Source organism: Pseudomonas sp. PS02290, from assembly GCF_029960075.1.
GTDB lineage: Bacteria > Pseudomonadota > Gammaproteobacteria > Pseudomonadales > Pseudomonadaceae > Aquipseudomonas.
In genome coordinates this window covers 35766-47378 of record NZ_JASCOY010000041.1, presented here as the reverse complement: position 1 = coordinate 47378, position 11613 = coordinate 35766, and the positions used below count along the sequence as shown (strand labels likewise).

The following is an 11613-nucleotide window of genomic DNA, read 5'->3' as shown; positions in this document are numbered from 1 at the left end:
GCTCAAACACCGCAGAACGCGACTTGGGTGCAGGCCGAACGCAGACGACGCGGAGTGGGCCGAGCGGCATGGATGCCGCGAGAGCGCCGTCAGGACATGGATGTCCGTTCGGCGCGGGCCCACGGAGCGTCGTCGGAGTGAGGGTATTCCGACGAAGGAGGAACCCAACCAGGAGCAAGCACCCTTGGTTACTTGGGGTGCTTTTCCAAGTAACTCGCCGAAGGCGAAACCGAGGCCGTTAGGCCGAGCCCAAAACATCAGCGCCGCCGAGTAGCGAGGGATGTACACAATGCAAGAGCCGACTCCGGCTTTTGAAAGCGGCAGCGTCGGCAACGGCAAAAAAACGGCACTGCTCTTGCCGCTTTCCTCCCATCGAGCGGAAATCCCTTGCCGCTTTTCTGTCATCCCCTTGCACCAACATCCCTGAAGCCCGCGAAAAACGGCACTTCCAGCAAGTGGCACGCACCTTGCTATAACTCCTGCACGTACATCTGGTCAGCCCTCAAAGGTCCCGACATGAGCATCAGTTTTGAAAACGCCCTCGGCATCCACGAAAAAGCGCTCAACTTCCGCGCCCAGCGTGCTGAAGTGCTGGCCAACAACATCACCAACGCCGACACCCCCAACTACAAGGCGCGTGACCTAGACTTCTCCAAAGTCCTGGCCGCCCAAAGCGACAAAAGCAACAACGGCCACTTCGCCCTCGACATGACCAACAGCCGTCACATCGAAGCCGAAGGCATGAGCGATGGCGAAGCCAGCCTGCTCTACCGCACCCCGTCGCAGCCGTCGCTCGATCAGAACACCGTCGACTCCCAGGTCGAAAACGCCAACTACGCCGAAAACGCCATCGGTTTTCAGGCCAGCTTCACCTTGCTCAACAGCAAATTCAAAGGGCTGGTTGCAGCCCTGCGCGGAGAGTAATCCATGTCCCTATCCAGTGTTTTCAATATTGCCGGTAGCGGCATGAGTGCCCAGAACACCCGACTCAACACCGTGGCCAGCAACATCGCCAACGCCGAAACCGTGTCCTCCAGCATGGACAAGACCTACCGCGCCCGCCATCCGGTGTTCGCCACGGTCTTCCAGGGCCAGGAATCCGGCGGCAGCGCCTCGCTGTTCGAAGACCAGGGCCAGGCCGGCACCGGCGTACAGGTTTCCGGCATCGTCGAAGACGCCTCCAACCTCGAAGCACGTTACGAGCCAAATCACCCGTCAGCCGACAAGAACGGCTACGTGTATTACCCGAACGTCAACGTCGTCAACGAGATGGCCGACATGATCTCGGCCAGCCGTTCGTTCCAGACCAACGCGGAAATCATGAACACCGCGAAAACAATGATGCAGAAGGTCCTGACCTTGGGTCAGTGATAAAGGGCGAAATCCATGACGGTCTCAAGCACAGACGCTACCTCGACGTTCCTCAAAGGGCTGCAAAGCACGACCCCCGGAACTACAGGCACCAGCACCAAATCCAGCACCGACACCAGCAGCCTCACCGGCTCAAGTTCGCTGGGTAAGGATTCATTCCTGCAATTGCTGGTCACGCAAATGCAGAACCAGAACCCGCTCGATCCTCAGGACAACAGCGAGTTCGTGGCCCAGCTGGCTCAGTTCAGCAGCCTGGAAACCATGCAGAACCTGAGCACCTCGGTCGACTCGATCAGCACCATGTATCAGTCGTCCCAGGCGTTGCAGGCCTCGTCGCTGGTTGGCCGCTCGGTAACCGTGGACGCAGGTTCCACCTACGTCGACACCAGCAAGGCCATGACCGGTTCGGTGGTGCTGCCATCGTCCAGCGCCGACACCACGGTGAAGATCTACGACAGCACCGGTACCAACGTCGTGCGCACCATCGATCTGGGCACTCAGAAGGCTGGCACCACGTCCTTCAGCTGGGATGGCCTGGACGACAGCGGCGCAGCGGTGGCAGCGGGCAATTACAGCTTCGTCGCCAACGGCAATCTGGACGGCACCGCTACTAATCTGAGCACCTATCTGCCGGCGACAGTGAGCAGCGTGACCATGGGCACAACGGGCTCTGACATGACGTTGAACCTTGCCGGCGGCACCCAGGTGGCACTGTCAAAAATCAAGCAAATCGGAATTTAGAGCCGACTAGACGGCGCAGGAGTTAATCATGTCTTTCAATGTTGGTCTTAGTGGGCTCTACGCCGCAAACAAAAGTCTCGACGTTACCGGCAACAACATTGCCAACGTCGCGACCACCGGTTTCAAATCTTCCCGTGCGGAATTTGCTGACCAGTACGCCCAATCGATTCGCGGCACCTCCGGCGGCACCAACACCGGCAGCGGCGTCACCACCGCCGCGGTTTCGCAGCAGTTCACCCAAGGCACGCTGAACACCGGTACCGGCCGCAGCCTGGACCTGGCGATCAACGGCAACGGCTTCTTCATGCTGAGCAACAACGGCGAAAAGCTGTACACCCGTGCCGGCGCATTTCACACCGACTCCGCCGGCTACATCATCAACGAAGCGGGCAATAACCTGCAGGGCTACAGCGTTGACGGTCAGGGCAATGTCTCCACCGGCGTGCTGAGCAACCTGCGTGTCGATTCGTCGAACCTGGCGCCGAAAAGCACCAGCTTGATCACTGTCGCTTCCAACCTGAACTCCTCGTCGACGGTTCCGACGGTTGCGACGTTCTCGCCGTCCGACACCAACAGCTACACCACCACCTACAGCACGCCGCTGTACGACAGTCAGGGTAACGAACACACCCTCGACCAGTATTTTTCGAAGACGGGCACCAATACCTGGACGATGTACAGCCTGGTCGATGGCCGCAGCATCAGCGATCCAAACTCCACTACTGCTGACGCGACCGCAGTGACCTTCGACTCGTCGGGTGGCTTGATCACCAGCGGCACCGGCGCCCCTGATACCACCAATTCGCCAAACGTGAGCGTAGGTACTGACGGCGTCTTCTCGATCAACAACTGGGTACCGGCCGCCAAGACCACCGTCGGCAGCACCACCACCTGGTCAAGCAACGGCGCGTCCGCCAACGCGGGCGGGATCAAGCTCAATATGCTGGCGACCACCCAGACCAACGCGGTCTCGGGTGCAATCACCAAGACCCAGGACGGTTACGCCACCGGCCAGATCACAGCGATGAACATCGACGCCACCGGCAACATGTTCGCGACTTACACCAACGGTCAGTCCAAGGTGATCGGTCAGGTGTCGTTGACCAACTTCGCCAACGTTCAGGGGCTGGCACCCGCGGGCGGCACCAACTGGCGCGAATCGGCCTCGTCGGGCATCCCGGTCACGGGCGCTCCACAGTCGGGTACGCTGGGTTACTTGACCGGGCAGGCGCTGGAAGAATCCAACGTCGACCTGACCGGTGAACTGGTCAACCTGATCAAGGCGCAAAGCAACTACCAGGCGAACGCCAAGACCATTTCGACGCAAAGCACCATCATGCAGACGATCATTCAGATGACCTGATAGCGGTCCCTGGATACGTTCGCTGAAGCCCCTCTCTGAGGGGCTTTTTTTATGCCTTTTTTTTGACTGAAATATCGAGAGCCGTCCCACTCTACAACTGGAAACTTCCTACTTTCGTCTTTGCGAGAATCGAGATCGCTGACAAATAAATGCCATTGAGCGGCGTCGTTTACGCGGTCCGTTCGATTGCATTCCTTTGCCCGCGATCTCGATGCATTGACGAGCGTGTCGTTGAACAACGGCGCAGGGAGTGTTCATGTCATTCAACACAGCGGTTTCAGGGTTGCACGCGGCGCACAAGCGCATGGAAGTGGCCGGCAACAACATTGCCAACGTCCACACGTCCGGTTTCAAATCCTCACGCGCCGAGTTCTCGGCGGTCTATTCCTCATCCATGCTCGGGGGCAGCCGGACGGCCTCGGGTGATGGGGTGCAGGTGGCCAACGTTTCGCAGAACTTTGCGCCCGGCGGCGTCATCACCAGCGAGGGCAGGGCGCTTGATATGCGCATTCAGGGCAACGGTTTTTTTGTCATGAGTGACGCCGGTTCCATCAGTTACGGCCGGTCAGGGGCCTTCATCAAGGATGCACAGAATTTTGTCGTGGACTCCCACGGCAGCCGCTTGCAGGGCTATGGGGTGACAGACGCGGGGGAGGTGATCAGCGGCGTTCGCACGGACCTGAAGATTGACGCTGCCGACATGTCGCCCAAGGCCACCGGCAAGATGGAGCAGACCCTCAACCTGAATGCGGCGTCGCCGTCACTCGGCGCCATCCCGCGCTTCGACCCTGGCGACCCGACCACCTACACGCGGGTAACGGGGCGGATGATTCAGGACGCCGGCGTTCCGCCACAGGATCACGAACTCAAGCAGTACTTCGTCAAGACTGAAGACGACAACTGGACGTCGTACATTCTCGTCGACGGCGTCAATCCGCTGGACCCCACCAACACCGCGCCGCTGGAAATCGGTTTGCAAATCTCTGCGGCGGGGAGGCTCTCGGTCACGGGTTCGACGGCGGCGGTGAAGATGATTTCCGACACCGAGTTGTCCCTGCAGAAGTGGCGTCCGGCGATCAACGTCAACGGCACCTGGACCGCCAGCCCCGCGCCTGCGCCGGGCCCTATCTCACTGCCGCTGCTGGACGGTGGCCTGCCCGTGCTCGACCCGGCCGATCCGCTCATGCCCCGGCCCGTCCCGACCTTCAATCCGGCAGACATCACCACTTACACCAAGGCGTCCACCTACGGCGTGTTCGACAGCCTCGGCATGCGCCACGAGATGACCCAGTACTTTGTCAAAGACGGCAGCAACAGCTGGAAGATGCATACGCTGATCGACGGGCGTAACCCGCAGGACCCGACCAGTACGGCGCCGTCGACGGCAAGCATGCTGTTTGACTCCGGCGGCTCGCTGCAATCGCTGATCGGCAGCCAGTGGCTGACCGCCGCCAACAACACCCTGACCCTCGAAGGCTGGGTGCCGGCCAAACCGCTGGACGGCAACAAACCGGGCGGGCGTTGGGGCGCGAACGGCGCGGTGGGAAATGCCGACGGGATTGTCATGGACTTCAACAAGATCAGTCAGCACAACGCCGCCACGGGCAGCATCAACCCCGTCATCGACGGCCACGCAGCGGGGCAGGCCACCCAGCTGACGATCGACAAGAGCGGCATGCTGATGATCGGGTTCAGCAATGGTCTGCACCGCAACGTCGGCCAGGTCATGCTCGCCAGTTTCGCCAACAATCAGGGGCTGCAGCCGGTCAGCGACACCCGCTGGGTCGAAACCCTGGCCTCCGGCGTCGCCAATTACGACACGCCGGGCGTGGGCACGTTGGGCAGTGTCATCGGCCATTCGCTGGAAGGCTCCAACGTCACGTTGACCAATGAACTGGTGGAGCTGATCCAGGCGCAGACGGCCTATCAAGCCAACTCGAAAACCCTCTCGACGGAGGCGGAACTGATGCAGACCCTGATACGCGCGACTTGATGCGGGATTTAGCGTGAACGCGAAGGTGGGACCGGCTTCAGCCGCGAAGGCAGCGTGTCAGACGGTTGATTCATCACAGGCAAACCGCCTTCGCGAGCAAGCTCGCTCCTGCAGGTCTTGCGTCGAGCAGGGATATCCGGTTGTGCCGAGATCATTGTAGGACCGGCTTTAGCCGGGAAGGCGGCGTGTCAGACGGTTGATTCATCACAGACAAACCGCCTTCGCGAGCAAGCTCACTCCTACAGGATCGGCGTTCGCCGGGATTTCAGCGTCATGCGCATAACCTGTGGGAGTCAGCTTGCTGACGAATGCGGTGGGTCAGACGAGAGGGATGGCACAGACAAACCGCCTTCGCGAGCAAGCTCACTCCCGCAGGTCTTGCGTCGAGCCGGGATATCCGGTTGTGCCGAGATCATTGTGGGACCGGCTTCAGCCGGGAAGGCGGCGTATTAGACGGTTGATTCATCACAGACAAACCGCCTTCGCGAGCAAGCTCACTCCTACAGGATCGGCGTTCGCCGGGATTTCAGCGTCATGCGCATAACCTGTGGGAGTCAGCTTGCTGACGAATGCGGTGGGTCAGACGAGAGGGATGGCACAGACAAACCGCCTTCGCGAGCAGGCTCACTCCCGCAGGTCTTGCGTCGAGCAGGGATATCCGGTTGTGCCGAGATCATTGCAGGACCGGCTTCAGCCGGGAAGGCGGCGTGTCAGACAGTTGATTCATCACAGCTAAACCGCCTTCGCGAGCAAGCTCACTCCTACAGGTCTTGCGTCGAGCAGGGATATCCGGTTGTGCCGAGATCATTGTAGGACCGGCTTCAGCCGGGAAGGCGGCGTGTCAGGCAATCAAGCTGCAGCAGATCAAAACCCGTCAAATCGAACAATCCGACTTCACATACGCGGCGCTGATCCGGGTCCAGCCTTTGCCCGGGCTGGTCTGGGCGCAGACGGTGCGGTGGGCGCCTTGCCAGAGGAAGTAGGGCGCCGGCGCCGCCCACACGGCAAACGAGCAGGCAATCAATGTAAAGAGCAGGGCGATGCGCAGACCCATGACAGTTTTCCGTAGCGACTCAAGCGAATTCATAAAACGCTGCAAGTTTCGCACCCCATGGAGAGTTTTCTGGCGCTCGCTGCCGTCGATGTGCAGGAAACCGGCAGTCCGCTGTCGCGCGGCGGCCCAAACCGGATCCCGGTCCGCCAAATGCCGCCGGAATCATTGAAGAATCAACGCTTTGTATCACCGCTGAAAAACTGGTTCGATTATTGCTATGACCTGTTCAGTACAGCTACAGGCGGCAAGCGTCTGTCGGAGGAGGAAGACTGTGGACAAGTTGCTATACGTGGCCATGAGCGGAGCGTCGGAAAACGCCATCGCCCAAAAGGCCCATGCCAACAACCTGGCGAACGTTTCGACCAACGGGTTTCAGCGCGACCTCGAACAGGCGCGCTCAATGCCCGTGTTCGGCGAGGTCAACCCGTCCCGGGCGTACGCCATGAGCGAACGTCCCGGCACTGACTTCAGCCAGGGCGCGATGGTCGACACCGGTCGTGATCTGGACGTCGCCGTCAAAGGCAACGGCTGGATGGCGGTGCAGACGCCCGACGGCGGCGAAGCCTACACCCGCACCTCCAGCATGAACATCGACGCCCTCGGCGTGTTGCGTGATGGCAATGGTTTGCCGGTCATGGGCAACAGCGGGCCGATTGCCGTGCCTCCGCAGCAGCAGATCGAGATCGGCGCCGACGGCACCATCAGCGTTCGCTCGCTGGGCGAGAGCCCTCAGGTGATGGCGCAGATCGACCGCATCAAGCTGGTCAAGGGCGACCAGACCACCATGGAAAAAGGCCCCGACGGTCTGATGCACACCAAAAGCGGCAGACCGGCCCAGGCCGATGCTGACGTGCAGGTCGAATCCGGGTTTCTGCAGGCCAGCAACGTCAACGCCGTCGACGAGATGACCTCGGTGCTGGCGCTGTCCCGCCAATTCGAACTGCACATCAAGATGATGAAGACCGCCGAGCAGGATGACGAGTCGATGGCTCGCGTCTTGCAAATGGGCTAATGACTGACAGCTTGCGCCGATAAACAGGCGCTCGAGGAGATTCAAACATGCTTCCGGCACTCTATGTTGCTAAAACCGGTCTGGCCGCCCAGGACACCAACCTGACGACCATTTCCAACAACCTGGCCAACGTTTCGACCACCGGTTTCAAAAGCGACCGTGCGGAATTCCAGGACCTGCTTTACCAGATCAAGCGTCAGCCAGGCGCCCAGTCCACTCAGGACAGCGAGTTGCCATCGGGCCTGCAACTGGGTACCGGTGTGCGCATCGTCGGCACCCAGAAAAACTTCACCGCCGGCAGCCTGCAGACCACCAACCAGCCGCTGGACATGGCGGTCAACGGTCGCGGTTTCTTCCAGATCCGTCAGCCTGACGGCACCCTGGCCTACACCCGCGACGGCACGTTCCACCTGGACAGCAACGGCCAGATCGTGACCGCCAACGGTTACGCGCTGGAGCCTGCGATCGTCGTTCCGCAAGACTCGCAGACCTTCACCGTCGGCGAAGACGGGACCGTGTCGATCACCACCTCGGCCAACACCGCCACGCCACAGATCATCGGTAACGTGCAGACCGCGGACTTCATCAACCCGGCCGGCCTGCAATCCCAGGGCGGCAACCTGTACCTGGAAACCGCTTCCAGCGGCGCACCGCAGGTCGGTACGCCGGGCCTCAACGGTCTGGGCGTGGTCAAGCAGAACACCCTGGAAAACTCCAACGTCAGCACCGTTGAAGAGCTGGTGAACATGATCACCACCCAGCGCGCCTACGAGATGAACTCCAAAGTGATCTCGACCGCTGACTCGATGCTCCAGTACGTAACCCAGAACCTGTAAGCCCTGTTTGAAACGCCTGATGTCCTGCTGCGAAACACCTGATCAATTCCAAGGGGCGCCTGAAAAACGCCTGCTACACCGCGAGGTTTTAAGTGTCATGAAACGGCTCTCTGTATTGCGGCTTTCCCTGTTGGCAGCTCCTGTGTGCGGTATCGCGCTGCTGACCGGCTGCGTTGCGCCTGCGGCCAAACCCAATGACCCTTATTATGCGCCGGTGTTGCCGCGCACGCCGCTGCCTTCGGCGGCCAGCAACGGTTCGATTTATCAGGCCGGTTTCGAGCAGAACATGTACGGCGACCGCAAGGCCTATCGGGTCGGCGACATCATCACCATTACGCTTTCCGAGAAGATGGCTGCCAGCAAGGCCGCCAGCTCCGGGATCAGCAAGACCAGCAAAACCAGCCTTGGCCTGACCTCGCTGTTTGGCGCAGGCGTCAGCACCAACAACCCGGTCGGCGGCGGCAACCTCAGCCTGGACGCCGGATACACCGGCGACCGCGCCACCAAGGGTGACGGCAAGGCGGCGCAGAGCAACAGCCTGACCGGCTCGATCACCGTGACCGTCGCTGACGTCATGCCCAACGGCATTCTGTTGGTGCGCGGCGAGAAGTGGATGACCCTGAACACCGGTGACGAACTGGTGCGCATCGCCGGCCTGATTCGCGCCGACGACATTGCCACTGACAACACCGTGTCGTCGACTCGCATCGCCGACGCACGCATCACTTATTCCGGTACAGGCGCGTTTGCCGATTCCAGTCAGCCAGGCTGGTTCGACCGATTCTTCCTCAGCCCGTTGTTCCCTTTCTGATAGCGGGATAGCCATGATCACGTTCAAGCAACTGATAGCGGCAGCGCTGCTGTTCACCACCGCACTGGGCGCGCACGCCGAGCGCCTGAAGGACATCGCCAGCATTTCCGGCGTACGGACCAACCAGTTGATCGGTTACGGTCTGGTGGTGGGGCTCAACGGCACGGGTGACCAGACCACCCAGACGCCGTTCACCCTGCAGACCTTCAACAACATGCTCTCGCAGTTCGGCATCAAGGTGCCGGCGGGCTCCGGCACCGTGCAGCTGAAAAACGTCGCGGCCGTGGCCGTGTACGCCGACCTGCCGCCGTTCGCCAAACCGGGTCAGCAGATCGACATCACCGTGTCGTCCATCGGTAACTCGAAAAGCCTGCGCGGCGGTGCCCTGCTGATGACCCCGATGAAGGGTATCGACGGCAACGTCTATGCCGTGGCCCAGGGCAACCTGGTGGTCGGCGGCTTTGATGCCGAAGGCCGCGACGGTTCGAAGATCACCGTCAACGTGCCGTCTTCCGGGCGCATTCCAGGTGGTGCATCGGTTGAACGTGCCGTGCCGAGTGGCTTCAACCAGGGCAACTCCCTGACCCTGAATCTCAATCGCAACGACTTCACCACCGCCAAGCGCATCGTCGACAAGATCAACGACATGCTCGGCCCTGGCGTCGCTCAGGCGCTGGACGGCGGCTCTGTGCGGGTCACCGCGCCGCTGGACCCCAACCAGCGTGTTGATTACCTGTCGGTGCTGGAAAACCTGGAAATCGATCCGGGCCAGACGTCCGCCAAAGTCATCATCAACTCGCGGACCGGCACCATCGTCATCGGCCAGAACGTCAAGGTCTCGCCGGCAGCCGTGACCCACGGCAGCCTGACCGTGACCATCACCGAAGACCCGATCGTCAGCCAGCCGGGCGCGTTCTCCAACGGCCAGACCGCCGTGGTCCCGCGTTCGAAGATCAACGCCCAGCAGGAAATGCACCCGATGTTCAAGTTCGGTCCGGGCACCACGCTGGATGAGATTGTCCGCGCGGTTAACCAGGTGGGCGCAGCGCCAGGCGACTTGATGGCGATTCTCGAAGCACTGAAACAGGCCGGCGCGTTGCAAGCCGACCTGATCGTGATTTAAGAGGCAAACTGAATGAGCATTCCAAGCGGCGGCGTTTCTTCAGGTGATTCAGGGGCGTACACCGACCTCAATCGTCTGACGGCCATGAAAACCGGTGATCGCGACAGCGAGGGCAACCTCAAAAAAGTCGCGCAGGAATTCGAGTCGCTGTTCGTCAGCCAGATGCTCAAGGCCATGCGTTCAGCCAACGAAGTGCTGGCCAAGGACAACCCGATGAACACCGCGGCGACGCGGCAGTATCAGGACATGTATGACCAGCAGCTGTCGGTGAGCATGTCGCGCGAGGGGGGCGGCATTGGTCTGCAGGACGTGCTCATGCGTCAGCTGTCGAAAAACAAGGGCGCTGAAGTCGCGCCGGCCACCGGGCTTGTGTCCGGCAACAACAAGACCACGGCAAAGGTCGACGGCAAAGCCGACGCGCCTGCCCAGACCGGTCTGGCCACGCACATCGCTCAGCGTCCGCTGTGGGCCACCCGTTCGGTGACTGCGCCCGCCGCAACCGACGGCACCGCGCACAGCGACGTGGCAGCGCTGAATTCCCGTCGCCTGTCGCTGCCGAGCAAACTCAGCGACCGCATCATGGCCGGCATCGTCCCGAACACCGCCACCGCCGCCGGCCAGGACGCGAGCACCAGCGCTACCACACTGAAGAACCGCATCGCCGTTTCCAATGCCGTGGCCGCCGCGAAAAGCGCAGGGTCTCAGAGCAATGGCGACTGGACCGTCGGGCCGCAGTACGCCGCCGACGCTGACGCTTATGTGCGCAGTCGCGTGCAGACACCGCTGGCGCCGGGCAAGAGTGCATTCGCCAACCGGGATGACTTCGTCGCCACGATGATGCCGCTGGCCAAGGACGCTGCCGCGCGTATTGGCGTCGATCCGAGCGTGCTCGTCGCACAAGCCGCGCTGGAAACCGGCTGGGGCAAATCGATCATGCGTCAGTCCGACGGCGGCAGCAGCCACAACCTGTTCGGCATCAAGGCCCAGGGCGGCTGGAAAGGGCCGGAAGCCCGCGCGATCACCAGCGAGTTCCGTGACGGCCAGATGGTCAAGGAGACCGCGGACTTCCGCGCCTACGACTCGTACGCCAGCAGCTTCCACGACCTGGTGAGCTTCCTGCAGAACAACAATCGCTATCAAGAAACCCTGAAATCCGCCGATAACCCGGAACAGTTTGTGAAAGAGCTGCAGAAGGCCGGCTACGCAACCGATCCGTCCTATGCCAGCAAGATTTCTCAGATAGCGAAACAGATGAAGAGTTACCAGACCTACGCATCCGCCTCGGGCTCTTCCACGACTTTATAAGGTT

General features: G+C 61.0%; 11 protein-coding genes. 10 read left to right on the top strand and 1 reads right to left on the bottom strand.

Annotated features, from left to right (window positions below; translation table 11 throughout):
- Positions 1-516: 516 nt before the first annotated feature.
- From flgB to QMX88_RS17825, 5 genes are all read left to right on the top strand, one after another.
- The gene (flgB, locus tag QMX88_RS17845) at positions 517-924 is read left to right on the top strand and encodes a flagellar basal body rod protein FlgB (RefSeq protein ID WP_192172652.1); all 408 of its coding nucleotides are present in this window, start codon (positions 517-519) and stop codon (positions 922-924) included.
- Positions 925-927: 3 nt separating this feature from the next.
- Positions 928-1371: a flagellar basal body rod protein FlgC gene (flgC, locus tag QMX88_RS17840; protein WP_133775926.1), complete on the top strand. Its 444-nt coding sequence runs from the start codon at positions 928-930 to the stop codon at positions 1369-1371.
- Positions 1372-1386: 15 nt separating this feature from the next.
- A complete protein-coding gene (locus QMX88_RS17835; RefSeq protein ID WP_282371640.1) occupies positions 1387-2112 on the top strand; it encodes a flagellar hook assembly protein FlgD in 726 nt (241 codons plus the stop codon).
- Between the two features lie 28 nt (positions 2113-2140).
- Positions 2141-3475 (top strand): flagellar hook protein FlgE, encoded by a 1335-nt coding sequence (gene flgE, locus QMX88_RS17830; RefSeq protein WP_192172650.1) that lies wholly within the window; start codon positions 2141-2143, stop codon positions 3473-3475.
- A 256-nt stretch (positions 3476-3731) separates the two neighbouring features.
- The gene (locus tag QMX88_RS17825) at positions 3732-5468 is read left to right on the top strand and encodes a flagellar hook protein FlgE (protein WP_282371637.1); all 1737 of its coding nucleotides are present in this window, start codon (positions 3732-3734) and stop codon (positions 5466-5468) included.
- Positions 5469-6342: 874 nt separating this feature from the next.
- Here the strand turns inward: QMX88_RS17825 and QMX88_RS17820 are convergent.
- Positions 6343-6522: a hypothetical protein gene (locus QMX88_RS17820; protein WP_192172648.1), complete on the bottom strand. Its 180-nt coding sequence runs from the start codon at positions 6520-6522 to the stop codon at positions 6343-6345.
- Between the two features lie 271 nt (positions 6523-6793).
- Here QMX88_RS17820 and QMX88_RS17815 point away from each other — a divergent pair, with 271 nt between their 5' ends.
- The 5 genes from QMX88_RS17815 to flgJ all read left to right on the top strand — a co-directional run bounded on the left by QMX88_RS17815 (position 6794) and on the right by flgJ (position 11609).
- Positions 6794-7534: a flagellar basal body rod protein FlgF gene (locus QMX88_RS17815; RefSeq protein ID WP_192172647.1), complete on the top strand. Its 741-nt coding sequence runs from the start codon at positions 6794-6796 to the stop codon at positions 7532-7534.
- 47 nt (positions 7535-7581) lie between these two features.
- Positions 7582-8370, top strand: a complete 789-nt coding sequence (gene flgG / locus QMX88_RS17810) for a flagellar basal-body rod protein FlgG (protein WP_065987266.1) — start codon at positions 7582-7584, stop codon at positions 8368-8370.
- A gap of 97 nt (positions 8371-8467) precedes the next feature.
- Entirely contained in the window at positions 8468-9181 is a 714-nt protein-coding gene (gene flgH, locus QMX88_RS17805; protein WP_282371631.1) for a flagellar basal body L-ring protein FlgH, read from the top strand.
- A gap of 13 nt (positions 9182-9194) precedes the next feature.
- Entirely contained in the window at positions 9195-10304 is a 1110-nt protein-coding gene (locus QMX88_RS17800; protein WP_074893047.1) for a flagellar basal body P-ring protein FlgI, read from the top strand.
- Positions 10305-10316: 12 nt separating this feature from the next.
- On the top strand, positions 10317-11609 hold the full coding sequence (flgJ, locus tag QMX88_RS17795; RefSeq protein ID WP_282371627.1) for a flagellar assembly peptidoglycan hydrolase FlgJ: 1293 nt from the start codon (positions 10317-10319) through the stop codon (positions 11607-11609).
- The last annotated feature ends 4 nt before the right edge of the window (positions 11610-11613 follow it).

What these genes read in the sequence shown, in the direction of transcription:
- flgB (WP_192172652.1), top strand. Translation starts at nt 517, where the DNA reads ATGAGCATCAGTTTTGAAAACGCCCTCGGCATCCACGAAAAAGCGCTC.
- flgC (WP_133775926.1), top strand. Translation starts at nt 928, where the DNA reads ATGTCCCTATCCAGTGTTTTCAATATTGCCGGTAGCGGCATGAGTGCC.
- QMX88_RS17835 (WP_282371640.1), top strand. Translation starts at nt 1,387, where the DNA reads ATGACGGTCTCAAGCACAGACGCTACCTCGACGTTCCTCAAAGGGCTG.
- flgE (WP_192172650.1), top strand. Translation starts at nt 2,141, where the DNA reads ATGTCTTTCAATGTTGGTCTTAGTGGGCTCTACGCCGCAAACAAAAGT.
- QMX88_RS17825 (WP_282371637.1), top strand. Translation starts at nt 3,732, where the DNA reads ATGTCATTCAACACAGCGGTTTCAGGGTTGCACGCGGCGCACAAGCGC.
- QMX88_RS17820 (WP_192172648.1), bottom strand. Translation starts at nt 6,522, where the DNA reads ATGGGTCTGCGCATCGCCCTGCTCTTTACATTGATTGCCTGCTCGTTT.
- flgG (WP_065987266.1), top strand. Translation starts at nt 7,582, where the DNA reads ATGCTTCCGGCACTCTATGTTGCTAAAACCGGTCTGGCCGCCCAGGAC.
- flgH (WP_282371631.1), top strand. Translation starts at nt 8,468, where the DNA reads ATGAAACGGCTCTCTGTATTGCGGCTTTCCCTGTTGGCAGCTCCTGTG.
- QMX88_RS17800 (WP_074893047.1), top strand. Translation starts at nt 9,195, where the DNA reads ATGATCACGTTCAAGCAACTGATAGCGGCAGCGCTGCTGTTCACCACC.
- flgJ (WP_282371627.1), top strand. Translation starts at nt 10,317, where the DNA reads ATGAGCATTCCAAGCGGCGGCGTTTCTTCAGGTGATTCAGGGGCGTAC.